Here is a 23,980-nt window from a genome sequence, read left to right on the forward strand (position 1 = left end):
AATCCAGCAATGATCTTGAATCACAAAATCAAACCCAAGGGAATCTCATCGCGATTCCGAGTAGTGCTGACAGACTCTAGATGATTTTCCGTGACAAGAAGCGAGAGGAACAAAGGGAATCCGCTTTGGTTTTGCTTTCGTGATTGCCCTTCCTTGAAAACGGAGTTGATTATGCGAGCGCTTAACATCATCACGCTGCTTCTCGTCATCATTGGCGGCCTGAACTGGCTTCTGGTCGGACTGGCCGATTTCGATCTCGTCGCGGCCCTGTTCGGCGGTCGGGACAGTGCCTTGTCCACCATCGTCTATGTGCTTGTCGGCCTTTCGGCCGTCTGGCAGCTGGTGCCTTTCTTCAAGTCGATGTCGGCAGGCGAGACCCGGGCCGAAGCCAATATCATTCATCGCTAATCCTGCGGGATCGCTTCTCCAGCCTTGATCGTCCGGCCGCCCCGACCAGCACGGGGCGGCATTTTTCTGCGCAGCAGGGGAGGGAGAGGGCATGCGGAGCGGGAACAGAAGGCGCGGCTTTGCGTTGCCTTGGCGAAAGCAGGAGAGTCCGATGTTCAAACAAGCGTCGACGCGTCACTGCCGCCTTGTCGCAGCGGCTGCCTTCGCGGCCGCTGCGCTGATGGCAACGCTAACGATCGCGCAGACCGCGCCGGCGCCCGGCGGCACCAATTGCACCGGTGCGCCCTCTTCGACCGGTACCGGCGCAAATCCCAATCACGGCAGCGCTTCGCTCACGGAGCGGCTGGACAATTGCAACGGCGTTCTGGCGCCGCCGGCGACGGGCGATGGCGACATGGTGAGCCCGCCGCCGCAGCAGGGCACAACGCCCGTGATCAAGCCGGGGGATGTCGCGCCCAAGGCCAATCCCGGCTGAGCGCGTCAGCTCGCTGGAAAAGTGTGCGCAGTAGAGCGGCAGGCGGATCGCAAGCATAGCGGCGCATTTGGGCTGGGACGGTCAAGCAAAGGTTGCAGGGCCTGTAATCGGCTCTCGCGCAGGGCGAGGGCGTCAAAATGGGGGATGAGATGGCGCAGACGGGCATCGTGCCAGGTGACGAGGCGGAAAACGAGGCGCAGGATTTGCGAGAGCCGGCGCAGGCCGGGCGAGGACGTCAAGCCGAGGCGCCGCACCAGATTCCCATTCGCGGGCTGAAGGATGTGTTCTGGCGCGTTGTTCACGAGGTCTCGGATGACCGTGTGACCCTGATCGCCGCCGGCGTCACCTTCTATATGCTGCTTGCCCTGTTTCCCGCCTTGGGCGCGCTGGTGTCGCTTTACGGCATCATCGCCGATCCCCAGTCCATCGGCGCTTCCATCGGCTTTCTCAACGGCATGCTGCCGGCCGGCACGATGGACATCATTCTCAACCAGCTCGGCGCGCTGACGGCGCAGAAGACCTCCTCGCTCAGCATCGGCTTCCTCGTCGGTCTCGGCGTGGCGTTGTGGAGCGCGCATAATGGCACGCTGGCGGTGTTCGATGCCATGAACGTCGCCTATAATGAGAAGGAGAAGCGCAGCTTCCTGAAGCTGACGCTGATGTCCTTTGCTTTCACCATCGGCTTTCTCGTGATCGCCATGGTGCTGGTGGCGCTGATCGGCGTTCTGCCCGCGGTTCTCGCCTATCTCTGGCTTGATCGCTGGACCGAGCTTCTGGCCCGCACGCTGCGCTGGCCGTTCCTGCTCGTGCTGGTCTCGGCCGCCGTGGTGATGGTCTATCGCTTCGGCCCGAGCCGCGAACGGGCGAAATTGCCCTGGCTCACCTGGGGTGCTGCCTTTGCCACTCTGGCCTGGCTGGTGGCCTCGCTCGGCTATTCCTACTACATCGACAATTTCGCCGATTACAACGCGACCTATGGCACGCTTGGCGCGCTGATCGGTTTCATGATCTGGACCTGGATTTCCGTGATCATCCTCATCGTCGGCGCGGAGATCAATGCGGAGCTGGAACATCAGACAGCCCGCGACACCACGACAGGCGCGGAACGGCCGCTGGGGCAGCGTGGCGCCTATGTCGCCGATACGGTCGGCCGCAGCATGGATTGATCAGGACTGTTTCACACAATCTGAAAAGCAAAAAGCCCGATCCCGGCCTCTCCACCGGTATCGGGCTTTGCTATCTCCTCCCGGAGAAGACGTGCTGGCAAGCTGCTCAATGCCGCTCCGGCTCGCGCATGGCTTCCTCGTGATACCAGCACTGGTCGATAAAGGGTGCGACCTCCTTGGCAACGGTCAGGCGCGCGTCTTGAGCAATCGATTCACGGTCGCGGCGCAAGCCGCCCAGAGGGAAGGGAATGATGGTCGCGCCACCAGTCTGTTCAATGGTCTTCATGGGATGTCCCTGTACTCTATGATCCTTGTATGCCTATAATTTGCGCTTCCTGACTAAAAATCAATCAGCAAGGCTGTCCTATTTGAAGGTTTTTTGACAGTAGCCATCGCGGCGTGGCCATTAACCTTCAAGAACGCCTAAAGCAGCGCCACAGTTCCTAAGAAACGGGCGATAGCCTGCCATAGCCAGCGGCGATCTCTGCGAAATTAAGAATTTCTTCAATGGATCAACGGGATGGCTCATGTGCAGGGTAAGGCTTGTCGTCCCCGGTGCCGTCTTGCCCCGATCACAGCCGTCCGCGCCTGCAAAATCATGAGCCGTGCGCCATGAGTCTGGCACGCAAAATGCTTTCTTATATCCGTGGAAGCGGTGGCGGCCCGATCATGCGGCACGCCCTTTCTGAATGTGCAGTTTGCAGCACCACACGTGATGAGAGATTGAACATGACCAAGTATAAGCTCGAGTACATCTGGCTCGACGGCTACAAGCCGGTCCCGAACCTCCGCGGGAAAACGCAGATCAAGGAATTCGATACGTTTCCGACGCTCGAGCAGCTGCCGCTCTGGGGCTTTGACGGTAGCTCGACGATGCAGGCCGAAGGCCGCAGCTCCGACTGCGTGCTGAAGCCCGTCGCGATCTATCCCGATCCGGCCCGGACGAACGGTGCCCTCGTCATGTGCGAAGTCATGATGCCGGATGGCGTCACGCCGCACCCGACCAATGCCCGTGCGACGATCCTCGACGACGAAGGCACCTGGTTCGGCTTCGAGCAGGAATATTTCTTCTACCAGAACGGCCGTCCGCTCGGCTTCCCCGAACACGGCTACCCCGCGCCGCAGGGCCCCTACTACACCGGCGTTGGCTACAGCAATGTGGGCGATGTCGCCCGCGAGATCGTCGAAGAGCATCTGGATCTCTGCCTTGCCGCCGGCATCAACCATGAAGGCATCAACGCAGAAGTCGCCAAGGGCCAGTGGGAATTCCAGATTTTCGGCAAGGGCTCCAAGCGCGCCGCCGACGAGATCTGGATGGCCCGCTACCTGCTGCAGCGCCTGACCGAGAAGTACGGCATCGATATCGAGTACCATTGCAAGCCGCTCGGCGACACGGACTGGAACGGTTCGGGCATGCACTGCAACTTCTCGACCAAGTACATGCGCGAAGTTGGCGGCAAGGCCTATTTCGAAGCCCTGATGGCGGCTTTCGAGAAGAACCTGATGGAACATATCGACGTCTACGGCCCCGACAACGACAAGCGTCTGACCGGCAAGCACGAGACGGCACCGTGGAACAAGTTCTCCTACGGCGTTGCTGACCGCGGTGCTTCCATCCGCGTTCCCCACTCGTTCATCAAGAACGACTACAAGGGCTATCTCGAAGACCGCCGCCCCAACTCGCAGGGCGACCCCTACCAGATCGCCTCGATCGTTTTGAAGACGATTGCGGAAGTCCCGACCTCCGGCGAAGCTTCGGCTGCCGCCTGAACCTGATCGATGGCGCCGGTTCTGCCGGCGCCATTCTTTCATGAAACACATAAGCCTCCGCCAGCGCGGAGGCTTATGTGTTTCATGGACGAAAAAAGGCGGCGCGCTTGTGCGCGCCGCCGGATCTTGGCAGAGCATCGGACGGACGATCGTGCTCGTCCGATGCGGAAAACCGCTTCTAGAGCATCGGACTGAAAACAGTCCTCAGTGCGATGCCCTAGATTTTTGTTTTTGCATCGGATTTTTCCGAAAACCGGTTCCCACTTTTCGGTCCGATGCTCTAGCCTCAGGCCGTGAGCTTGCTCACATAGGGCCAGATCTCCACGCCGCCATGGTAGCACATGGTGACCGCCACATAGAGAATGACGGCCAGGCCGACATAGGCGATCCAGCGGTGGCGGTGCAGCAGCGAGGCGATCAGATTGGCGGCCAGCCCCATAAGCGCGATCGAAATGGCCAGGCCAATCACCAGCACCGTCGGGTGCTCCTTCGCCGCACCAGCGACGGCCAGCACATTGTCGAGCGACATCGACACATCGGCGATGACAATCTGCGTGGCGGCCTGCAGGAAGGTCTTCTTGACGTGGGTCTCCTCCGTCTGCGCATGTGCATCGGCATTGTTGTCGGCCGAGCGAAGCTCGCTCCACATCTTCCAGCAGACCCAGAGAAGCAGGAGGCCGCCGATGAGCTGCAGCCCGACAAGGCTGAGCAATTGCACCGTCACGGCGGCGAAGGCAATGCGCAGGATCGTTGCGGCGGCGATGCCGACCAGGATGGCCTTCTTGCGCTGATCGGCCGGCAGGCCGGCCGCGGCCAGGCCAATGACGATGGCATTGTCACCGGCCAGAACGAGATCGATGGCGATGACCTGGAGAAGAGCGGTGATCCCTTCGGGCGTGAGGAAATCCATACACAGAAGCCTTAAATGGCCGCCACAACGAAGGTGGCGGGACAGAGGTGAAGACGGGTGGCAAACGCGCGGGCGCCTGCCGGGTTTCCGTCAGGGATGATGGGCGGATCGGCGGCCTGGCCGCGTCCTCTGCCTTTTGTCGTTTGCTTCAGCGCCAGATCCGGATTCCCGCCGAAAGGGAAGGGCCAAAGCCGGCCGAGCGCCATGTCCGGACATGCCGACCGCGCCGCAGGCATGACCAATCGGCGCCGCTTGGATGTTTCCTCCCTGCGTTTTGCCGTGGTCATGCCGGGCGGTGACGATATCAGCTTGTCCTGTTCGTGCCATCGCGGATTGCGCGTCGTATGGCAAGAGGTCAGGCCATTCCTCTTCCGGGCATTTTTTCCGACTGTGCAGAAATTAAAAAAAGACCCTTTGTTTTCATATGTCTAACCTATTTTCTCAGCGCATGCTGAATCAAATCTTTCCTCTTCGCCCCTACGACAACCGTCGCTTAACCATCTTTCAAGAAATCCCTGTCACATTCTCATTCACGCGACGGGTTTGACGCCAGCAAAAGCGGAGATCAGCTGGGCATCAAAGGGGCATGAAGCCATATCGTTGTGACCGGTAAGTATTGTAGTCCGGTATGTCCCCCGTGTTTCTGGTACCTTTGAGGGACAATGTTATGACGAGCATTATTACGAACGCATCTGCTATTGCCGCTTTGTCGACTTTGCGCACGATCAGCTCAAATATGAGCGATACGCAGGGTCACATTTCTTCCGGCTTGAAGGTGCAGACGGCAGCTGACAACGCTGCCTACTGGTCGATCGCCACGACCATGAAGTCGGACAACAAAGCCCTCGGCGCTGTTGCAGACGCTCTCGGCCTGGCTGCCGCCAAGACCGATACCGCCTATACCGGCCTCAACACGGCGATCGATGTCGTAACCCAGATCAAGGCCAAGTTGGTTGCCGCGCGCGAGCCCGGCGTCGACAAGGACAAGATCAACAAGGAAATCACCGAACTGCGCAATCAGCTCTTGTCGACTGCGCAGTCTGCATCTTTCTCGGGAGAGAACTGGCTTTACAACACGTCTACGACGGCGCCCCAGATCAAGACCATGGTGGCCTCGTTCACGCGCTCTGGTTCGGGCTCGGTGTCGATCGGCACGATCGCCTATGACACCTCGACGTCGACCCTGGTCGACACGAGCAACGCCCAGCGTGGTCAGCTGACGATGGACGTCGCCGGCTACAACTCGGCCGGCACGGCATCGGCGACCTACTTCCTCGTGAATGCCAACAGCACGACGACAGCAAGCGGGAACGCGATCGCCGTCTCGTCTGGCACGACCGACAACCAGGTCGAGCAGATGCTCAACGCTGTTGAGACCATGCTGCGCAACCTGACCAACGCAGCGGCAAACATCGGTGCGGCCAATGCGCGTATCGATCTGCAGAACACCTTCATCAACGACCTGCGTGACACGATCACCAAGGGCGTCGGGCGACTGGTCGATGCGGATATGAACGAGGAGTCGACGAAGCTGAAGGCTCTGCAGACCCAGCAGCAGCTGGGTATCCAGGCGCTTTCGATTGCCAATTCCAGCGCAGACAGCGTTCTGTCGCTCTTCCGCTAATCTCCGGCGGAAGATCCTGAGATCAGGCCGCGCCCCTCATGGGGGCGCGGCCTTAATCGTTTCTGGCGCTGTGCCCGCAAGGCGGCTGCCTCCCAAAAGGAAAAAACCCGCGCCGCCGGCAGGACGCCGAAGCAGCAGCGGGTTTTCCGTTTCCTGAAACAGGCTGTTTCAGAGCGTCTCAGCCGACCATCCCTGGCGCGATGCTCTGGCCGCCACGCGCGGGAACTTCGGGCGAAAGCCGGTTTCCGCCTTTCGCCCGATGGTCCAGGATCAAAGCTTACAGCACGAAGTCGTCGACATACATCTTCGTGACGCCCTTGACCGCGATCTCGAAATCGGCGCGGCCATCGCCATCGACATCACCGGACAGAATGCCCTTGGAGAAGCGCAGTTCGCCGGCTTCGCCCGAGAAACTCTTGCCGCCGATGAAGCTGAAGGACTGGTCGCCGCTCGAATAGACATCCGCGTCGATCGACTTGAGGTCGATCAGGTCGCCCTGCTTGGCGCTGAAGTCGAGGATGACGTCGCGTTTCGCGCCAACGGCGGAATCGGCGACGGAGTCGAATTCAAACGTATCGGCGCCCTGCTCCCCCTTGAGATAGTCGCTGCCCAGGCCGCCGACGAGAATGTCTCGGCCGGCGCCGCCGAACAGGTCATCGTCGCCAGCGCCGCCGAACAGATCGTCGTCACCGGCAAAGCCCTTGAGGATGTCGGCGCCGCCGAGGCCCTTGAGCACATTGGCCTTGGAATTGCCGAACAGATCATCGGCCGAGTCGGTGCCAGTGGCGTTTTCGATGTTCTTCAGGATTTCGACGCGGTCCTTGGTGATGACGGCGCGACCCTTGTTGAGATCGACGGTCACGCCGAGGCCTGCCTGCGAGGCATAGTCGTCCTGGATCTCGTAGCTGATCGTGTCGTTGCCATTGCCGCCGTCGAACAGATTGTTGTAGCCGACCGACAGGAAGGTGTCGTTGCCATTGCCGCCGAAATAGTCGCTGACCTGGCCGTTGATCTCGAACAGGTCGTTGCCGTCGCCGCCGTAGACCTTGTCGAAACTCTTGGAAGCGAAGGCCTTGATATCGGCAAGATAATAGTCGTTGCCCGAACCCAGGTCGATGATGTTGCCACCCTCGAAATTGTTGACGACGGTGTCGTTGCCCGCGCCGGCGTAGACATCATTGTCGCCGCCATCGCTGTCGGTGATGTCGAGCTTGATCGTGTCATTGCCGCCATAGGCGTAGATCGTCACGGCAGCGAGATTGTAGTCGCTCTGATAGATCGTGTCGGCGAAGTTGGTGCCCTTGATCGTGGCCATGGTGATCCTCCTGAATCCGGTGTTTTCGATGGCGGGAGAATGCTGTGCAATGCCTGAACCGAAACTGAAGGAATTGTGTTTTTTCGGTGATCATTCGTTAACGCGCTCGCGGCGCGGACCACAACAGGCTCACAGGGCCGCGTAATCGGTGACCGCGACGGAAAGGATCCGCCCTTCATGGTTGAAGGTGATCGTTTCCTCGCCTTCTCTGATCAGCGGCGCGCCGCTGGTCGCGTCATGGGCCTTGAGCCGCCAGACAGAGCGGGCGGCCAGCGGGGACACGGCTTCGACCAGGCTGTCCTCGGCCACCTGGTCCGGATATTGCGCGAAATAGCGGCGGAACGCCGCCATGATCGCGGCGCGCCCTTCAAGCGCGCCGACCTTGCCGGAGGCATAGACGGCATCCTCGGCAAAGGCGGCTTCGATCGTCGCGAAATCGAGCGCGTTGATGGCGGCGTGAAAGTCGATCAGTCGGCGGACGGGGTCGATCATCATCGGGACGCTTTCTTTGCGGGCCTCATGCAAGAGCACAAAGGCCGGGACAGGCTGGATTAGACGGTGAAGCCATAACGGGCGAGATCGGCCCGGAGCGTTTCGGCATCGGTGAAGGCCACGGCCTGCCAGCCGGCCGAGCGCGCCCCTTCGACATTGGCCGGTGCGTCGTCGATGAACAGCGTGGCGGCGGGCGTCAGGCCGAAGGCCTGCGCATGGGCCTCATAGATCGCCACATCAGGCTTGATCAGCCGCTGTTCGCCCGACACCGTCACGCCGCGCGGCAGGGTCAGGAAGGGGAAGATTTCCTGCGCCTCGCGGAAGGTGTCGGCGGCAAAATTGGTGAGCATGGTCACGTCCTGCCCCTGTTCGATCAGTGTCTTGAAGATCGCCACGCTGCCCTCATAGGCGTGCGGCACCATCTCGCGCCAATGCGTGCGAAAGGCGCGGATCTCTGCCTCGCGCTCGGGATGGCGGGCAACAAGCAGCTCCTCGGCCTCCGCCCAGCTGCGGCCGCGGTCCTGCTCCAGGTTCCAGTCATGGGTGCAGATATTGGCGAAGAACCAGGCACGCTCTTCGGGATCGGGGATGATGCGCTGATAGGGCAGGTTGGGATCGTAATGGATCAGCACCTTGCCGATGTCGAACACGATATGGCGGATGGCGGTCATGGGAAGGCTCCGGTGCGCGGTCAAAATCGTGATCCCCCAGCCCTGCGGCACGATGCAGGGCGCTGGCGGAGGGTGCGCAAGCTTTATCCGCTCCCCGTCTCACGGGGAAGACTGCAAAGTCGGCCCGGCGCCGCCTACAGCCTCAAGACGCCAGCGCCTGCGGGAAGGCCAGCGCGATCGCCTTTTTCATCACCGTTGGCAAGGCGGCCCCGGAGAGGCTTGCCGCCGGCTCCCACCAGCCATCATTGCGCCGGATTGCCTCCAGCCTGTCGGCGGCGAAGACGGTGAGCTCAAGGGAGAAATGGGTGAAGACATGGGTGACGCTGCCGCAAGCCTGCCAGTCGGCGGCAAAGGGTGCGGCATCGGCTTCAGTCGCGCCGTCGGTGCGGGCGGACCAAGCGGTACTCGGCACCTCGCTCATGCCGCCGAGAAGGCCGCTGTCGATCCGCCGGCGCAAAAAAATGGCGCCATCGGCCGCCCGCGCCACAAAGGCGGCGCCTCGGCGCACCGGCTTTTCCTTCTTTGGCGCCTTGCGCGGATAGGTCTCGATCTCAGCACCCGTGCGATAGGCCAGACAGTGCCCGTTGAGCGGACAGAGGGCGCAGACGGGCCGGCGCGGCGTGCAGATCGTGCTGCCGAGATCCATCATCGCCTGGGCGAAATCGCCGGGGCGCTCCTTCGGGGTGATGCTGGCCGTCAGCGCGCGAAATTCCCGCTTGGCCGCCGGCAGGCTTTCCTCCACGCGAAACAGGCGGGAGATGACGCGCTCGACATTGCCGTCCACCACGGCGCTCGGCCGGTTAAAGGCGATCGCGGCCACAGCGGCGGCGGTATAGTCGCCAATGCCGGGCAAAGCGCGCAGGCCTTCCTCGGTGTCGGGAAAGCGGCCGCCATGGTCGCGCGCCACCGCTTCGGCGCATTTCTTCAGGTTGCGGGCGCGGGCATAGTAACCGAGCCCCGCCCAGGCCTTCATCACATCCTCCGTCTCGGCGGCGGCCAGATCCTCCACACGCGGCCAGAGCGTGCGGAAGCGCTCGAAATAGGGGATGACGGCCTGCACCGTGGTCTGCTGCAGCATCACCTCCGACAGCCAGACATGATAGGGCTGCGCCCTTAAGCCGTGCTGTCCCTCTGCCGGCGGCACCCGCCAGGGAAAGCTGCGATGGTGGCGGTCATACCAGCTGAGCAACAACGGGGCGACGGCGCGCGTGTCCGGCATCGGCTGCGCGGTGGCATCGGGGAGGGGCGAGGGGGAGATGTCGGATGGCGTGCGCATGGTTTCGCGCCTATACTTGGCCGAGACAGCGTCGTGGTTCAAGCCGCGGGTCTGCGGAAACCTGTTCCTAAAGCTCGGCGTTGTCAGGGCAAGGCAGGCAGGTTCGGCCGAGGCGATCAGCATGAAGACCTCCAGGAGATGATGTGAAGAAGAGCGTTCCTTCGCGCGGCATCGTGCAGATCAGCGAGATCGCCAATGGCATCATCGATCCCGTGCTGGCGCGCCGCGCCGGCATCAACACCTTTCTCCTCGGCGCCTGGGACGAGATCGTCGGCGCGGAATTCGCCCTGTCCAGCCGGCCGGAAAAGATCGCCTGGCCGCCGCGCGAACGCGATGCCAATGGCCGGGAGGCGCAGCGGCCGGGCACGCTGGTGGTGGCCTGCGAGGGCGCGCAGGCGCTGTTCCTGAGCCATGCCAAGGGCGAGATGATCGAGCGCATCAACAGTTTCTTCGGTTTTCCGGCGATCGCCCAGGTGCGCATCGTGCAGAAGCCGGTGTCGCCCCCGCCGCGCCCCGGCCGCCGCCTGCGCCCGCTGGATGCCGCCTCGAAAATGGAGCTGGAGGACATGGTTTCCGGCATCGAGAGCGAAACGCTCAAAGCCGCGCTCAGGCGGCTCGGGCGCGGCGTTCTCGCCGCACGGTGACCCTTCGCATGCCGTGGCGGTTCGGCTTGTCATGCTCTGTCACCATCGTCTATCACCCGCATCTTGGAGACGGTGACGGACGGACGGGTGCGCATGGATCAGATTGTCGAAATCCTCACGTACCGGCTGACGCCGGGCAGCGGCGCGGCCTTCTTCGCGATCATGCAGGAGGTCAGCGTGCCGCTGCACCTGAAACACGGCATTGATGTCGTCTGGCATGGGCGTTCGCTGCACGATGCCGATGGCTATGGTCTGATCCGCGCCTTTGAGACGATGGAAGCGCTTGAAGCGCAGCAGGCCGCCTTTTATGCCGGCGATGACTGGCGCACCGGGCCACGCGAGGAGATCGTCTCTCGCATCGCCGGCGCCACGAAGATCGTCGTGCCCATGAATGCAGCGGCGATCGCCGGGCTGCGGGCGCAGCGGTGTTTCTCAGGTTCGATGGGTGAAGTTTGATCCTCCGTCCGCACCTGCGGTCGGAGCGCGCCGCGGCCCTGCGGTGTTCTCGGCCAGCGCGCCGGAGCGATTTTTCAGGCCTTCCTTTTGCCGCAGCCTTGAGTCACAAATCTTTGAAGCTTGTGCCGGGGGTGCCCCTTGTGAGGGGTTTCAAGGCGCTATATCGCAAGGCCAGTTCTTTTTTTGAAACAGGTGAACCCGATGTTTCTTTCCGCGGTCCGTTCCTCCAAGCGCCTGAGCGCCAGTGTCGCGCTCTGTGCCGCGGCGCTCGTGCTGGCCTCCTGCAGCGACGAGAAGAAGGAAGGCGCAGCAAGCCGGGCGCCCGCCGCCACACAATCTACTGCCCAGGCCACCACGCCGGCGACGCCTGCGGCCGGCCAGTCTACTCCGGCTTCGACGGCGGCAACCGCCGCGCCGGCGACCACCGGCTCCACCACGCCCGCCACGACCGCAGAGGTGCCGAAGGCCGATGGCGAGGTCGACGTCGCCAAGCTGATGGCGCCGGGCCCGCTGCCGGAAATGTCGATCGGCAAGGCCGATGCGCCGGTGACGGTGGTCGAATATATGTCGATGACCTGCCCGCACTGCGCGCATTTCCACAACACCACCTTCGACGCGGTGAAGCAGAAATATGTCGAGACCGGCAAGGTCCGCTTCATCCTGCGCGAGTTCCCCTTCGATCCGCGTGCGGCCGCTGCCTTCATGCTGGCGCGCTGCGCCCCGGAAGGCCAGTATTTCCCGATGGTCTCCATGCTTTTCCGCCAGCAGACGCAATGGGCCGCCGCCGAAAACGGCCGCGATGCGCTGCTGCAGATGTCGAAGCTGGCCGGCTTTACCCAGGAAAGCTTCGAGAAGTGCCTGACCGATCAGAAGCTTCTGGATAACATCAACGCCGTGATGCAGAAGGGCGCCAAGGAATTCGGCGTCAATGCGACGCCGACCTTCTTCATCAATGGCAAGCGCTATTCGGGTGACATGTCGCTTGACACCATGTCGGCCCTGATCGATCCGCTTCTCTGATCTGCTCGACCCCTGCAGAGCGGGAGGGCGGAAAGTCTTGGCGGTTTTCCCTGAAATCCCGCTTACAATATCGAGGTACTGCATGTGACGGGCGCGTCTTCGCGCCCGTCAGCGTTTCTGCCGCTGCCATCCATGGCGAAAGCGAGGCTGCGTGAAGTTCACCAAATTGCGGCTCGTCGGCTTCAAATCCTTCGTCGAGCCGGCCGAATTCATCATTGAGCGCGGGCTGACCGGCGTGGTCGGGCCGAATGGCTGCGGAAAGTCGAACCTGGTCGAGGCCCTGCGCTGGGTGATGGGCGAAAGCTCCTACAAGAACATGCGCGCCTCGGGCATGGACGACGTGATCTTTTCCGGCTCCGGCAGCCGCCCGGCGCGCAACATGGCCGAGGTCGGCCTCTATCTCGACAATGCCGACCGCACCGCGCCCGCTGGCTTCAACGATGCCGACGAGATCCAGGTCACGCGCCGGATCGAGCGCCAGAGCGGCTCGGTCTATCGCATCAATGGCCGCGAGGCGCGTGCGCGCGACGTGCAGCTGCTGTTCGCCGATGCCTCCACCGGCGCGCGCTCGCCTTCCATGGTCGGCCAGGGACGGGTGGGTGAGCTGATCAATGCCAAGCCGCAGGCGCGCCGCCAGCTGCTGGAAGAAGCGGCCGGCATTTCCGGCCTGCATTCGCGCAGGCACGAGGCAGAGATCCGCCTGCGTGCGGCCGAAGGCAATCTGGAGCGGATGGAGGATGTGCTCGGCGAGCTCGAAGCCCGCATCGAGGCGCTGAAGCGCCAGGCGCGCCAGGCCGGGCGCTTCAAGACGCTGTCGTCGGAGATTCGCCGGGCCGAGGCCATGCTGCTCTATATCCGCTGGAGCGAGGTGCGGGCGGCCGAGGCCGAGGCCGATGGCCAGGTCAAGGCCGGAACCGTGATCGTGGCCGAGCGGGCGCAAGCGCAGATGGATGCGGCCAAGGAGCAGGCCATTGCCGGGCTGAAGCTGCCCGAACTGCGAGAGGCGGAGGCCGAGACCGCCGCGCAGCTTCAGCGCGCCGAAATCGCGCGCGTCCAGCTGGAGCAGGATTTCGCCCGGCTGATGCGCCGGCGTGAGGAGCTCTTCCGTCGGCTGGCCCAGCTCGATGACGATATGGCGCGCGAGGCGCGGCTGATCGCCGACAATGACGCCGCGCTGGCGCGGCTCGCCTTTGAGGAAGACGCGCTTCAGGCCCAGCTTGGCGGTGCCGATGCCCGCGATGCCGCCACCAGAGCAGCCCTTGAGGACGCCAATGCCCGCCTTGAGCAGGCGGAAGGCGCGCTGGCGCGGCTGATGGCGGCCCGGGCGGCGGCAGAGGCTGCGCGCGGCGAGATCGACCGCAGCGCCCGCGATCTTGCCGGCCGTCGGCAAAAGCTTGCCGAACAGATCGCCCGCACCGATGCCGATCTCGAAAGGCTGGATCGGACGCTGGCGGCGCGCCCCGACCCTGACCGTTTCCGCGAGCGCGTTGCCGAGGCGAGCGAGGGGCTGGAGGCCGCGTCTGCTGCCACGCATGCGGCCGAGGCAACCCTGACCGAGGCCGAGCGGACGGAAGCGGAGGGCAAGGCGCCGCTGGATGCCGCGCGCCAGACGCTCGGCGCGCTGGCGGCCGAGGCCCGTGCGATCGGGGCGATGCTCGCCGCCGGTGCGCCGCCGGCCGGCACCTCGCCGGTCATGGATTCCATGGTCGTCAACAGGGGCTATGAGACGGCGCTGGGTGCAGCGCTGGGCGAGGATCTTGAATCCCCGCTCGATCGCGAGGCGCCGGCCCATTGGCGCCTGCCGGGCGATCCGGCCGAGGATCCCGTGCTGCCGCCGCCGGCCGAACCGCTGTCTTCCTATGTCGACGCGCCGCCGGCGCTTGCCCGGCGCCTGCGGCAGATCGGCATGGTCGAGGATGCGGCGACGGCCGAGTGGCTGCAGCCGCATTTGCGTTCCGGTCAGGTGCTGGTCACGCGCGAAGGCGCGGTCTGGCGCTGGGACGGGCATGTGACCGGCGCCGATGTCGCCGGCCCGGCGGCCCTGCGTCTGGGGCAGAAGAACCGGCTGGCCGAGATCCGGCGTGAGCAGGAGAGGGCGGAGGTGGCGCGCAAGGCGGCCGAGGCGGCGCTCAATGCCGCCAGTGCCGCGCGCGCGGCGGCCGTGGCGGCTGCCCGCACCGCGCGCGAGACCGAGCGGGAAGCGGTGCGTCATCTTTCCTCGATGCGCGATCTCCTGGCCAAGGCCGAGCGCGAGGCCGGCGAGGCGCTGCGACACCGCGCGGTTCTCGCCGAGACCCGCAGCCAGCTGGCCGCGCAGGAGGCCGAGGCCGACGCGCAGGCCGAGGCCGTCGCGGCTGCCCGCGCGGCCCTGCCCGACATGGCCGGGCTCGTGGCCGATCTCGACCGGCAATCGGCCGATGTGCGGGAGAAGCGCCAGAGCGCGCTGGCCGCGCGCGCGGCCCATGACGATGATGTGCGCGAGACCGCTGGCGGTCGCAAGCGCCTCGAGGCGATTGCCGGCGAGCGCGCCAGCTGGGCGGCGCGGGTGGAAAGCGCCCATCGCTACGGCACGGAGCTTGCCGACCGCCGCGAAGAGGCACAGGCGGAAATGGCGGAGCTGATCGATGCCCCCGAGGCGTGCGAGCGCCAGCGCCGCGCCGTGACACTCGACATCAGCCGGCTGGAAACGGCGCGGCGCGAAGCGGCCGAGCGTCTGTCGCTGGCCGAAGAGCGTCAGCGCCGGGCCGATCAGGACGCCGCCGCCGCGCTCGCTGGCCTTGCCGAGGCGCGCGAGACGCGCGGCCGTGCGGAAGAGCGGCTTTTGTCCATCCGCAGCCGGCGCGCCGAGATCGAGACGGCGATCGGTACCGCCTTTGAATGCGCGGCGGACGAGGTGGCGCGGTTTGCCGGTCATGTCGAGGGGCGTCCTCTGCCCGACATGCGCCAGGTCGAGCGTGAGCTCGATCGGCTGAAAGGCGAGCGGGAGCGTCTGGGCGGGGTCAATCTGCGGGCCGAGGAGGAGCAGGCGGAGCTTGCCGAGCGTCTGGCCACCCTGCTCAAGGAGCGCGAGGACGTGATCGAGGCGGTGCGCGCCCTGCGCAGCGCCATCCAGACCCTCAACCGCGAGGGGCGCGAACGGCTGATGGCCGCCTTCGACGTGGTCAACGGCCAGTTCCAGCGGCTGTTCACCCATCTCTTCGGCGGCGGCACGGCGGAGCTGCAACTGATCGAAAGCGACGATCCACTCGATGCCGGCCTGGAAATCCTCGCCCGGCCGCCGGGCAAGAAGCCGCAGACCATGACGCTGCTTTCCGGCGGCGAGCAGGCGCTGACGGCGCTGGCGTTGATCTTCGCGGTGTTCCTCACCAATCCCGCGCCGATCTGCGTGCTGGACGAGGTGGATGCGCCGCTCGACGACCACAATGTCGAGCGCTACTGCAATCTGATGGAGGAGATGGCGGCGCTGACGGAGACCCGCTTCGTCATCATCACCCACAATCCCATCACCATGGCGCGCATGAACCGCCTGTTTGGCGTCACCATGGCCGAGCAGGGCGTTTCCCAGCTGGTCTCGGTCGATCTGCAGGCCGCCGAGGCGTTGCGCGATGCCGGCTGACCGGAAAATTCGCGCCGCCTGCCGTCGCAGGGCTGCGACAGATTGATCAGACCCGCGTGCTTCTCCTTGCCCTTTCCGGTGCGGTGCAACATACTCAATGCCGCAACGCAATTTTCTATGCGTGGGAAGCGCGAACCTGCCGGCCACACAACAGGCTAAGAAGCCGTGATGCGGCGCGGCGGGCATGGGAACAGCGGAAATCAGATTCCCCTTTTCGGCGCGATGGTCTAGCGTCCTTCCCGGGAGAGAGGCCGCTTCCGGCTCCGTTGCGGGGTCGGGGGTGGTATGAAGCGGCTTTGCCTCGGTTTGGCAAAGCGCTCAGGAAGCGGTGTTCTGAAAGCGGGCACGGCTTCAGGGTGGAGACGGGCATGACGAAGTGGGTCTATAGTTTCGGCGGCGGAACGGCGGAGGGCCGCGCGGCCGATATCGAAATGCTGGGCGGCAAGGGTGCCAATCTCGCGGAGATGTGCACGCTCGGCCTGCCGGTGCCGCCGGGCCTCACCATCATCACCCAGGCCTGCAACGAATTCTACAAGGCCGGGCGTCATCTGAATGCGGAGCTGAAGGCGCAGGTGACATCAGGCATCGCCCGGATCGAGGCGCTGACGGAGCGCAGCTTCGGCTCCAACGACCATCCCCTGCTGCTTTCCGTGCGCTCCGGCGCGCGCGCCTCCATGCCCGGCATGATGGATACGGTGCTCAATCTCGGCCTCAACGACGAGACCGTCGCCGGCCTTGCCCGCGATGCCGGCGATGAGCGTTTCGCCTGGGACAGCTACCGCCGCTTCATCCAGATGTATGGCGACGTGGTCATGGGGCTCGGCCATGACCTGTTCGAGGACATTCTGGAGGATGAGAAGGCGCGCTGCGGCCGCGAGCTGGAAACCGAGATGACCGCCGAGGAATGGCGCGCCGTCGTTGCCCGCTACAAGCAGGTGATCGAGGAGGAGGCCGGCGAGCCGTTTCCGCAGGATCCGCAGACCCAGCTCTGGGGCGCGATCGGCTCGGTCTTCGCCAGCTGGCTGAACCCGCGCGCCACCACCTACCGGATGCTGCACAACATCTCCCAGGAATGGGGCACGGCGGTCAATGTCCAGGCCATGGTCTTCGGCAATCTGGGCAATAGCTCGGCCACCGGCGTGGCCTTTACCCGCAATCCCTCCACCGGGGAAAATCTGCTGTTCGGCGAATTTCTCGTCAATGCCCAGGGCGAGGACGTGGTGGCCGGCATCCGCACGCCGCAAAACATCACCGAGGCCCAGCGCATCGCCTCAGGCTCCGAAAAGCCCTCGCTGGAAAAGCTGATGCCGGAAGCCTTTGCCGAGCTTCTGGCGATCTGCCGGCGGCTGGAAGCGCATTATCGCGACCTGCAGGACATCGAGTTCACCATCGAGCGCGGCCGGCTCTGGATGCTGCAGACGCGCGCCGGAAAGCGTACGGCCAAGGCCGCGCTGAAGATCGCGGTGGATATGGTCGAGGAACGGCTGATCAGCCGCGACGATGCGGTGGCCCGCATCGATCCCGCCTCGCTCGACCAGGTGCTGCACACCACCATCGACCCGCAGGCGCGCCGCACCGTGATCGGTTCCGGCCTGCCGGCCTCGCCCGGAGCGGCGAGCGGCGCGATCGTCTTCACCTCGGAGGATGCCGTACGCGCGCGCAAGGAGGGCCGCGACGTCATTCTGGTGCGGGTGGAAACCAGCCCCGAGGATATTCACGGCATGTCGGCTGCCGTCGGCATTCTCACAAGCCGCGGCGGCATGACCAGCCATGCCGCCGTCGTGGCGCGCGGCATGGGTCTGCCCTGCGTCACCGGCGCGGGCAATCTGCGCGTCGACCTGCGCAACGGCCTGCTGATCGGCGGCGGATTGTCGCTGAAAGCAGGAGAGATCATCACCATCGACGGCTCCTCCGGCCAGGTGATCAAGGGCGCGGTGCCGATGCTCAAGCCCGAACTTTCGGGCGATTTCGCCCGGATCATGGAATGGGCTGATGCCAGCAGGCGGATGCGCGTGCGCACCAATGCCGATACGCCGGCCGATGCGCGCACCGCCCGCGCCTTTGGCGCCGAGGGCATCGGCCTTTGCCGCACCGAGCATATGTTCTTCGAGGGTGAGCGCATCAATGTCATGCGCGAGATGATTCTCGCTTCCGACGAGGCGGGGCGGCGCGCCGCGCTGGCCAAGCTCCTGCCGATGCAGCGCTCGGATTTCGTCGAGCTCTTCTCGATCATGCATGGCCTGCCGGTGACCATCCGCCTGCTCGATCCGCCGCTGCACGAATTCCTGCCGAAGGCGGAGGACGAGATTGCCGAGGTGGCGACGCGCATGGGCCTGACCCCGCGCGAGCTGTCCGAGCGCATCGATGCGCTGCACGAGTTCAACCCCATGCTCGGCCATCGCGGCTGCCGGCTGGCCATCTCCTATCCCGAGATCTGCGAGATGCAGGCCCGCGCGATCTTCGAGGCGGCGGTGGAGGCCGCACGCCAGACGGGGGCCGCCGTTGTGCCCGAGATCATGGTGCCGCTGGTCGGCCTCAAGGCCGAGCTCGATTACGTCAAGTCGTCGATCGATGCGGTCGCGCGCGAGGTGATCGGCGCGGCAGGCCTGCCGATCGACTATCTGGTCGGCACGATGATCGAGCTGCCGCGTGCGGCGCTGCGCGCCCATGTCATTGCCGAATCGGCCGACTTCTTCTCCTTCGGCACCAATGACCTGACCCAGACCACCTTCGGCATCTCGCGCGACGATGCGGCCCAGTTTCTGGAAACCTACATGCGCAAGGGCATCATCGAGAAGGATCCCTTCGTCCAGATCGATTATGACGGTGTGGGCGAGCTGATCCAGATCGCCGCCGAGCGGGGCCGGCGCACCAAGAACGCGCTGAAGCTTGGCATTTGCGGCGAACATGGCGGCGATCCAACCTCGATCCGCTTCTGCGAGGAGCGCGGGCTTGATTATGTCTCCTGCTCGCCATTCCGCGTGCCGATCGCCCGGCTCGCCGCCGCACAGGCCGCCATTACCGTGCCCCGTGTGGCCTGACGCGCCGCATTCTCCGGCTGTCTAGTGGTCTGATTTTGACATTTGCTACCGTTCGCGGCCCCTTTGAGAGCAAATGTCAAAATCTTAACAGACCACTAGCAACTATATGATTCTAGTAGAATTTTTGAATTTGACATTTGATCCTCGAGTTCGCCGCAGATGGGTATCAAATGTCAAATTCATTCCACTGGGTGCGGTGGGGCAGGGCGGGGCAAGCCGAAATCGGCCGGCATTGACGGCGGTGATCCACGGTCTTTTCGACAGGGCGGGGGTCACCACAGTCTATAGGATAATCCCTGTTGATCGACCGCAAAGGGCGTTTCCGGGCTTCCGGTGCTCCTAGACGTCCAGTACGCTGCGGTCCGGTTCTCGAACCGCTTATTTTCGCCAGACCGACGGCAAGTCCTGAAAGACGGTTACGGAACAGCCCCGCATGAAAATTCTCTATGAGCGCCCCGTTTCCGCTGCCGCCCGCTGGTCGCGGCGGATCGGACGCTTCTCCGCCGGCCTTCTCGTGATAACGGGCCTTGCCCACTGGCTGCATACGGTCACGACGCCGCATATGATCGCGCTGGCGCTGCTTGCCGCCGGCCTTGCCACCGTGGCGGCCTTGCTCGGTGTCATCGGCCTCGTCCGGCTCTGGCAGGTGGCGGCTGTCGGCGGCATTGCGGCCTGCGTGGGCCTTGCCTATGCGTTGATCCCCCTTGGTGTGGCCGGCTATGGGCTTTACCGTTTTCTCGACCGCCCGGCGCTGACAGAGGTCAGCACCGATACCACGGAGCCCCCACCCTGGATCGCGCCGCCCGTCGCCGCGCAGGGCTGGCTGCCCAGGCCCGTTGTCCCTCTGGCGCCCGAGCGGCAGGCGGAAGCCTATCCCACGCTGACGGGGCGCCGCTATGATGGCGCGCTCGACCGGGTCTTCGCCGCCGTCAACACGGTGGCGGCGGCCTCGCACCTGAAGATCACCGAGGAGCGGGGCACGGAAAATGCCGCCGCCGATCTCGAGGATATGCCCGCCAATCCCGATCCGAAACCCGCCCCGCGAAGACGGGGCGCGCCAAGAGCTGCGCCAGCGGGCGACGCCGATCCCGGCAATGTGCCGATCCCCTCGGCACGGCCTGATCCGGGCAGCGAGATCCTGATGCCGGGGCAGCGCGCGAGCGACATCCTGCTGCAGGGCGAATGGCGCAGCCCCGTGACCGCCCCCCTGACCGCGGTGCCCTTCGACGTGGCAATCCGCCTTCGCGAGGAAGCCGAAACCACCTTCGTCGACCTGCGCGTGTCCGTGCGCTACGGACCGCACGATCTCGGCTTCGGCGCGGCCTATGCCGAGACCTTCCTGCGCGCGCTCGATGCGGAACTGCTCGGCATCGCCGGCAGTTGACCACGGCGCGTGGGTGCTATGCTTCAGAGCATAATCGGGCTGGAGTGAAACCTACCTCGATCAAACGGCGCTCTAGATTTTTGTTTTTGCACCGGATTTTCCGAAAATCGGTGCCCGGTTTCGGTCCGCTGCTCTCAGCATCAGCCCTCGGCAAGCCGGAACAGGCCGGCCAGCGTCGGCGGGCCGGTGTCGCAGATGGCCAAGCCCTGCTCCACGAGGTCTTCCAGTTGCGCCAGCACCGACAGCGCGGCCGCGCCATGCAGGCGGGGGTCGGTCGTGGCATAGATCACCCGCACCAGCGCATCGATCGTGCGGTCGCCGGCCAGCAATCTGTCGAGAATCGCCCGCTGGCGCAGCCGCCGATGGGTTTTCAGCCCGCGCAGAAAGGCTTTGGGCGCGGCGACCGGGCCCCCATGGCCGGGGAAGAAAATCGTGTCGTCGCGCAGAAGCAGCTTGTCGATCGAGGCCATATAGTCGCGCATGGAGCCATCGGGCGGCGCGACGATCGTCGTCGACCAGGCCATGACATGATCGGCCGAAAACAGGATGCCCGTTCCCTCCAGCGCGAACACCAGATGGTTGGCCGTGTGGCCGGGCGTGTGCAGCGCGGTGATCGTCCAGCCATCGCCCTCCACCCGCGCGCCATCGGCAAGCGGCTGATCGGGCAGGAAGGCGCTGTCGCTGCTTTCGGCGAAGGGATTGACCTCCCCGGCAAAGAGCGGCCGGGCGGCGCGGTGCGGCCCCTCGCCGAGAATTGGCGCGCCGGTGGCCGCCTGCAGCCGGCGCGACAGCGGCGAATGATCGCGGTGTGTATGGCTGACCAGAATATGGCTGACATGGCGACCGTCGAGTGCCCGCATCAGCGCCTCAAAATGCGCCTCGTCGCTTTCTGGACCGGGGTCGATCACCGCGACACTGCGCTCGCCGACAATGTAGCTGTTGGTGCCGTGAAAGGTGAAGGGCGAGGCATTGTTCGCCGTGATCCGCTGCACGCCGGGCGCGACCGTCACTGCCTGCCCATGCGCCGGCTCGAAGGTCAGGTCGAAAACCGGACCGCTCTCGGCCCCCGTGGGTGCTGCCATATCGGCTCCTCCTTCTGGCGCGCCGGGAACCGGGCGGCGTGATCGGCCTTCTGCTATAGCGCAAAGCCGCTCGAAAGAAAGGCGGCGCTGCCGGCCCTTTGATCGTTGAGCCGCAGGCTTTCCCATTTCGCGCGCGCCGGGATCGCAAGGCTCTTATGGATCTTCACCGGATTTTTTCCGCCCGGGGCAACTTACCCGTTGAGGCGCCGATCAAGCTTTGCTAGAGCAAGCCACCTTGCGAAGCGGGTTTTTCAGGCTCGACCGCGATGGGGCGTAGCCAAGCGGTAAGGCAGCGGTTTTTGGTACCGCCATCCCCTGGTTCGAATCCAGGCGCCCCAGCCAATTGTCCCTTTCCGGTGAGACGGGCCTTCAGGGCCGTGGAGCAGACGTAGGTCTGCGCGCGCTGCAAGCTTTGCAATGTAGTCAGGGAATGACATGCGATTCCCGCAGCCGAGGAGCTCTGTTGTGCTTCCAAAGCACACACGCGCCCGCCAATTCGGCCAAATCTTATTAGCCGGCTTATGACTCTCGATTTTAACTGATTGTTTTCATTGGGAATGGCGGAGAAGAAGGGATTCGAACCCTCGATACCCTTATGGGGTATACTCCCTTAGCAGGGGAGCGCCTTCGACCACTCGGCCACCTCTCCGGTAGCGCCCTGATAGGGCTATTCTCCTTGGGGATCAAGCGGTTTTTCCGCTTTTCCGCGTTGATTGCACGGCTAAGAGGTTTGAGGGGCAGTGCAGGAGCGGGTGGGTGGTTTCGGTGGTGGGGCTGGTCTCCGCGCAGCGCTGGGCAGGTTGTGCGGAGCCAGGTGATGCCGGCGTTAAAGCGCGTCGTGATCTGTCCGATCCGTCTGACGCGCTGTTAGGTCTTTTTCTGATCGCATGGCCTTATCGGAAAACCGATTCCCGTTTGTCGGGCCCATGCGTCAGAAGCCGCCGCCGAAATCGTCCACTTCGATCCGCCGGCGCGACAGGAGTTTCAGCGAGCGGTCCGGCTGGATGCGATAGACTTCCTCCGCCTGGCGGCCATACTCGTCCGTCAGAAGATGGGTGAAGGTGCTGCCGATGGGGGACTTTGTCAGCTTGGTGCGCGGCTGGCCGCCATAGGTGATGCTGCCGGGAATGGGCTGAACGCCCGGGTCCCCTGCCGTGGTGCAGGCCGAAAGGGCGGGCAAAGCGAGCACAAGGGCGAGAGAGGCGGTAAGAAGCTGGCGCATAGGATCACCTTCTGAAGACGCTGGAAGAGAGTTGGGGCGGTCGAACCGGAAAGGCAGTGCTTGCCTGGCAGGTCGATCACAAAAATTCGGGTCGCTGTCAGATGTCCGATGGAGCATCTCGGCTGTCGAGAGGCAAGCCGATCGGCCCGTTGCGGGGAGATTTGCAGGAGTAAACCATTCATGACCAGCCTCTGTTCCCGAGGAGGCGGCCGCTTTTCTATGCCGATTTCGCCAGATGGGCCAATGCCTGCGCAATTTCTGCCGATGGCAGCGACTACGGGCGTCGGAGAAACGCTTTTCTAAGGGTTTCAGGTTTCTGATTTCCGGAGGATGATGCGCAGATTGACGAAGCGCAATGGACGTCGAGGCCGCACTGCGTGACGCAAGGGAATTTTCGACCAATCGGAATCATGAGGAGGCCTGGCGACCGATGGGTGCAGTGACAGCGGGCGTATGACCAGTTTTCTGATGCACCGCGCGCAGACGCGCAGCGGCGAGCCGGCGCTCGTCTACAAACATTACTTTATCGAGCGGCCCTGCCGCATACTGGTGATCACCGATCATCTGAGCGCGCGGACCTTCCACCGCGCCGTCCTGCGGCATATCTCGCTGTGCGGCGCCATGCTCGATATGTCGCCGGCCATTGCCCTGCCGCCGCAATTCTTCCTGCAGATCAATGGCTTCGACGATGAAATCGGCTGCACGGCCATTCTGCGTCATGAGGTGCATCTCGGCGTGCGTTTCAACATGCTGCTGAAACAGGCCTTTCTCAGCCAGCTGATCCGGGTGGATTTTCGCGGGGCCTGAGCCGCGCGGTTGGACAGCGCCGTGGAAAGCGCGTTCCGCCCTTGAAAGGCGGCGCGGCCGCTCTTTATTGGATGCTGATATTTCCGGTGGCGCCTTCGATGCCCCGCGGAAGAGAAACGGCATGGGCTTGGGCTCGGGAGAGGATCATGGGTTTGTTCGGCAGTCTGCTCGGTCATGGCGCAACGGTCGATCCGGCCGAGCTTAACAAGCGGCTGGATGGCGTTCTCATCGAGGGCGAGCAGGCTCTCCTGGCCTTCAAGCTGATCCGGGACTTCTTCGTCTTCACCGAAGGGCGGCTCATTCTGGTCAATGTTCAGGGCATGACCGGCAGCCGCATCGACTACACCTCGATCCCCTATCGCGCGATCACCCGCTTTTCCGTGGAAACGGCGGGAACGTTCGATCTGGACACCGAGCTGCGCATTTGGGTTTCCGGCAGCGATGTGCCGATCGAGAAGACCCTGTCCAAAGGCACAGACGTTCGCGGCATCCAGCGGGCGCTGGCGACCGGCATACTGCGCTAAGGCGCGTTGACATTCATTTGAGTCGAAGGTGTGTCGCGCGCAGGAAGATCCAGGCCATGAAGCTGACGTCCGTCTTG

At 64.0% G+C, this 23,980-nt stretch carries 21 protein-coding genes and 2 tRNA genes; 14 read left to right on the forward strand and 9 right to left on the reverse strand.

Features of this window, described 5'->3' with window-relative positions; genetic code table 11:
• Positions 1 to 171: 171 nt before the first annotated feature.
• The 3 genes from BJF92_RS00395 to BJF92_RS00405 all read left to right on the forward strand — a co-directional run bounded on the left by BJF92_RS00395 (position 172) and on the right by BJF92_RS00405 (position 2,049).
• The gene (locus tag BJF92_RS00395; RefSeq protein WP_075632818.1) at positions 172 to 408 is read left to right on the forward strand and encodes a DUF378 domain-containing protein; all 237 of its coding nucleotides are present in this window, start codon (positions 172 to 174) and stop codon (positions 406 to 408) included.
• Positions 409 to 559: 151 nt separating this feature from the next.
• Entirely contained in the window at positions 560 to 883 is a 324-nt protein-coding gene (locus BJF92_RS00400) for a hypothetical protein (RefSeq protein WP_075632819.1), read from the forward strand.
• 149 nt (positions 884 to 1,032) lie between these two features.
• Positions 1,033 to 2,049: a YihY/virulence factor BrkB family protein gene (locus BJF92_RS00405; protein ID WP_075632820.1), complete on the forward strand. Its 1,017-nt coding sequence runs from the start codon at positions 1,033 to 1,035 to the stop codon at positions 2,047 to 2,049.
• A gap of 106 nt (positions 2,050 to 2,155) precedes the next feature.
• Here BJF92_RS00405 and BJF92_RS00410 read toward each other — a convergent pair whose 3' ends face one another.
• Positions 2,156 to 2,335, reverse strand: coding sequence for a DUF2735 domain-containing protein (locus BJF92_RS00410; RefSeq protein ID WP_075632821.1), 180 nt, complete (start codon positions 2,333 to 2,335; stop codon positions 2,156 to 2,158).
• Positions 2,336 to 2,778: 443 nt separating this feature from the next.
• Between BJF92_RS00410 and BJF92_RS00415 the strand changes: the two genes are divergently transcribed.
• On the forward strand, positions 2,779 to 3,819 hold the full coding sequence (locus BJF92_RS00415) for a glutamine synthetase beta-grasp domain-containing protein (RefSeq protein WP_075632822.1): 1,041 nt from the start codon (positions 2,779 to 2,781) through the stop codon (positions 3,817 to 3,819).
• Positions 3,820 to 4,105: 286 nt separating this feature from the next.
• Here BJF92_RS00415 and BJF92_RS00420 read toward each other — a convergent pair whose 3' ends face one another.
• Positions 4,106 to 4,729, reverse strand: a complete 624-nt coding sequence (locus tag BJF92_RS00420; protein WP_075632823.1) for a TerC family protein — start codon at positions 4,727 to 4,729, stop codon at positions 4,106 to 4,108.
• A 667-nt stretch (positions 4,730 to 5,396) separates the two neighbouring features.
• Between BJF92_RS00420 and BJF92_RS00430 the strand changes: the two genes are divergently transcribed.
• Entirely contained in the window at positions 5,397 to 6,353 is a 957-nt protein-coding gene (locus BJF92_RS00430; RefSeq protein WP_075632825.1) for a flagellin N-terminal helical domain-containing protein, read from the forward strand.
• Positions 6,354 to 6,630: 277 nt separating this feature from the next.
• Here the strand turns inward: BJF92_RS00430 and BJF92_RS00435 are convergent, their stop codons facing one another.
• The 4 genes from BJF92_RS00435 to mutY all read right to left on the reverse strand — a co-directional run bounded on the left by BJF92_RS00435 (position 6,631) and on the right by mutY (position 10,050).
• Entirely contained in the window at positions 6,631 to 7,668 is a 1,038-nt protein-coding gene (locus BJF92_RS00435; RefSeq protein ID WP_075632826.1) for a calcium-binding protein, read from the reverse strand.
• A 129-nt stretch (positions 7,669 to 7,797) separates the two neighbouring features.
• Entirely contained in the window at positions 7,798 to 8,163 is a 366-nt protein-coding gene (locus tag BJF92_RS00440) for a nuclear transport factor 2 family protein (RefSeq protein ID WP_075632827.1), read from the reverse strand.
• Between the two features lie 56 nt (positions 8,164 to 8,219).
• Positions 8,220 to 8,831 carry an HAD family hydrolase gene (locus BJF92_RS00445; protein WP_075632828.1) on the reverse strand — a complete coding sequence of 204 codons (612 nt, stop codon included), beginning with the start codon at positions 8,829 to 8,831 and terminating at the stop codon, positions 8,220 to 8,222.
• Positions 8,832 to 8,973: 142 nt separating this feature from the next.
• A complete protein-coding gene (gene mutY / locus BJF92_RS00450) occupies positions 8,974 to 10,050 on the reverse strand; it encodes an A/G-specific adenine glycosylase (protein ID WP_075632838.1) in 1,077 nt (358 codons plus the stop codon).
• 200 nt (positions 10,051 to 10,250) lie between these two features.
• On the opposite strand from mutY, the gene BJF92_RS00455 reads away from it, so the two are divergent.
• The 6 genes from BJF92_RS00455 (at position 10,251) to BJF92_RS00480 (ending at position 20,268) form a co-directional block, all read left to right on the forward strand.
• Positions 10,251 to 10,751 (forward strand): DUF721 domain-containing protein, encoded by a 501-nt coding sequence (locus tag BJF92_RS00455; protein ID WP_075632829.1) that lies wholly within the window; start codon positions 10,251 to 10,253, stop codon positions 10,749 to 10,751.
• Between the two features lie 93 nt (positions 10,752 to 10,844).
• Complete coding sequence (locus BJF92_RS00460; RefSeq protein ID WP_075632830.1) at positions 10,845 to 11,207, forward strand: NIPSNAP family protein; 363 nt, start codon at positions 10,845 to 10,847, stop codon at positions 11,205 to 11,207.
• A gap of 201 nt (positions 11,208 to 11,408) precedes the next feature.
• Positions 11,409 to 12,227, forward strand: a complete 819-nt coding sequence (locus BJF92_RS00465) for a DsbA family protein (RefSeq protein WP_075632831.1) — start codon at positions 11,409 to 11,411, stop codon at positions 12,225 to 12,227.
• A 151-nt stretch (positions 12,228 to 12,378) separates the two neighbouring features.
• Positions 12,379 to 15,843 (forward strand): chromosome segregation SMC family protein, encoded by a 3,465-nt coding sequence (locus BJF92_RS00470; protein ID WP_075632832.1) that lies wholly within the window; start codon positions 12,379 to 12,381, stop codon positions 15,841 to 15,843.
• A 368-nt stretch (positions 15,844 to 16,211) separates the two neighbouring features.
• Positions 16,212 to 18,884, forward strand: coding sequence for a pyruvate, phosphate dikinase (gene ppdK / locus BJF92_RS00475; protein ID WP_075632839.1), 2,673 nt, complete (start codon positions 16,212 to 16,214; stop codon positions 18,882 to 18,884).
• A gap of 433 nt (positions 18,885 to 19,317) precedes the next feature.
• On the forward strand, positions 19,318 to 20,268 hold the full coding sequence (locus tag BJF92_RS00480; RefSeq protein WP_075632833.1) for a DUF1499 domain-containing protein: 951 nt from the start codon (positions 19,318 to 19,320) through the stop codon (positions 20,266 to 20,268).
• 140 nt (positions 20,269 to 20,408) lie between these two features.
• Here the strand turns inward: BJF92_RS00480 and BJF92_RS00485 are convergent, their stop codons facing one another.
• Entirely contained in the window at positions 20,409 to 21,350 is a 942-nt protein-coding gene (locus BJF92_RS00485; RefSeq protein ID WP_075632834.1) for an MBL fold metallo-hydrolase, read from the reverse strand.
• 267 nt (positions 21,351 to 21,617) lie between these two features.
• Between BJF92_RS00485 and BJF92_RS00490 the strand changes: the two genes are divergently transcribed.
• A tRNA-Gln gene (locus tag BJF92_RS00490) sits at positions 21,618 to 21,692 on the forward strand.
• A 216-nt stretch (positions 21,693 to 21,908) separates the two neighbouring features.
• Here BJF92_RS00490 and BJF92_RS00495 read toward each other — a convergent pair.
• Positions 21,909 to 21,999 (reverse strand) — tRNA-Ser (locus tag BJF92_RS00495).
• A gap of 282 nt (positions 22,000 to 22,281) precedes the next feature.
• Positions 22,282 to 22,572: a hypothetical protein gene (locus tag BJF92_RS00500; RefSeq protein WP_075632835.1), complete on the reverse strand. Its 291-nt coding sequence runs from the start codon at positions 22,570 to 22,572 to the stop codon at positions 22,282 to 22,284.
• 453 nt (positions 22,573 to 23,025) lie between these two features.
• Between BJF92_RS00500 and BJF92_RS00505 the strand changes: the two genes are divergently transcribed.
• Together BJF92_RS00505 and BJF92_RS00510 are read left to right on the forward strand one after the other, a co-directional pair.
• Entirely contained in the window at positions 23,026 to 23,379 is a 354-nt protein-coding gene (locus BJF92_RS00505) for a hypothetical protein (protein ID WP_075632836.1), read from the forward strand.
• 146 nt (positions 23,380 to 23,525) lie between these two features.
• Positions 23,526 to 23,903, forward strand: a complete 378-nt coding sequence (locus BJF92_RS00510; protein WP_075632837.1) for a PH domain-containing protein — start codon at positions 23,526 to 23,528, stop codon at positions 23,901 to 23,903.
• Positions 23,904 to 23,980 lie beyond the last annotated feature (77 nt).

It is taken from the genome of Xaviernesmea rhizosphaerae, assembly GCF_001938945.1.
GTDB lineage: Bacteria > Pseudomonadota > Alphaproteobacteria > Rhizobiales > Rhizobiaceae > Xaviernesmea > Xaviernesmea rhizosphaerae.

What these genes read in the sequence shown, in the direction of transcription:
- BJF92_RS00395 (WP_075632818.1), top strand. Translation starts at nt 172, where the DNA reads ATGCGAGCGCTTAACATCATCACGCTGCTTCTCGTCATCATTGGCGGC.
- BJF92_RS00400 (WP_075632819.1), top strand. Translation starts at nt 560, where the DNA reads ATGTTCAAACAAGCGTCGACGCGTCACTGCCGCCTTGTCGCAGCGGCT.
- BJF92_RS00405 (WP_075632820.1), top strand. Translation starts at nt 1,033, where the DNA reads ATGGCGCAGACGGGCATCGTGCCAGGTGACGAGGCGGAAAACGAGGCG.
- BJF92_RS00410 (WP_075632821.1), bottom strand. Translation starts at nt 2,335, where the DNA reads ATGAAGACCATTGAACAGACTGGTGGCGCGACCATCATTCCCTTCCCT.
- BJF92_RS00415 (WP_075632822.1), top strand. Translation starts at nt 2,779, where the DNA reads ATGACCAAGTATAAGCTCGAGTACATCTGGCTCGACGGCTACAAGCCG.
- BJF92_RS00420 (WP_075632823.1), bottom strand. Translation starts at nt 4,729, where the DNA reads ATGGATTTCCTCACGCCCGAAGGGATCACCGCTCTTCTCCAGGTCATC.
- BJF92_RS00430 (WP_075632825.1), top strand. Translation starts at nt 5,397, where the DNA reads ATGACGAGCATTATTACGAACGCATCTGCTATTGCCGCTTTGTCGACT.
- BJF92_RS00435 (WP_075632826.1), bottom strand. Translation starts at nt 7,668, where the DNA reads ATGGCCACGATCAAGGGCACCAACTTCGCCGACACGATCTATCAGAGC.
- BJF92_RS00440 (WP_075632827.1), bottom strand. Translation starts at nt 8,163, where the DNA reads ATGATGATCGACCCCGTCCGCCGACTGATCGACTTTCACGCCGCCATC.
- BJF92_RS00445 (WP_075632828.1), bottom strand. Translation starts at nt 8,831, where the DNA reads ATGACCGCCATCCGCCATATCGTGTTCGACATCGGCAAGGTGCTGATC.
- mutY (WP_075632838.1), bottom strand. Translation starts at nt 10,050, where the DNA reads ATGCCGGACACGCGCGCCGTCGCCCCGTTGTTGCTCAGCTGGTATGAC.
- BJF92_RS00460 (WP_075632830.1), top strand. Translation starts at nt 10,845, where the DNA reads ATGGATCAGATTGTCGAAATCCTCACGTACCGGCTGACGCCGGGCAGC.
- BJF92_RS00465 (WP_075632831.1), top strand. Translation starts at nt 11,409, where the DNA reads ATGTTTCTTTCCGCGGTCCGTTCCTCCAAGCGCCTGAGCGCCAGTGTC.
- ppdK (WP_075632839.1), top strand. Translation starts at nt 16,212, where the DNA reads ATGACGAAGTGGGTCTATAGTTTCGGCGGCGGAACGGCGGAGGGCCGC.
- BJF92_RS00480 (WP_075632833.1), top strand. Translation starts at nt 19,318, where the DNA reads ATGAAAATTCTCTATGAGCGCCCCGTTTCCGCTGCCGCCCGCTGGTCG.
- BJF92_RS00485 (WP_075632834.1), bottom strand. Translation starts at nt 21,350, where the DNA reads ATGGCAGCACCCACGGGGGCCGAGAGCGGTCCGGTTTTCGACCTGACC.
- BJF92_RS00500 (WP_075632835.1), bottom strand. Translation starts at nt 22,572, where the DNA reads ATGCGCCAGCTTCTTACCGCCTCTCTCGCCCTTGTGCTCGCTTTGCCC.
- BJF92_RS00505 (WP_075632836.1), top strand. Translation starts at nt 23,026, where the DNA reads ATGACCAGTTTTCTGATGCACCGCGCGCAGACGCGCAGCGGCGAGCCG.
- BJF92_RS00510 (WP_075632837.1), top strand. Translation starts at nt 23,526, where the DNA reads ATGGGTTTGTTCGGCAGTCTGCTCGGTCATGGCGCAACGGTCGATCCG.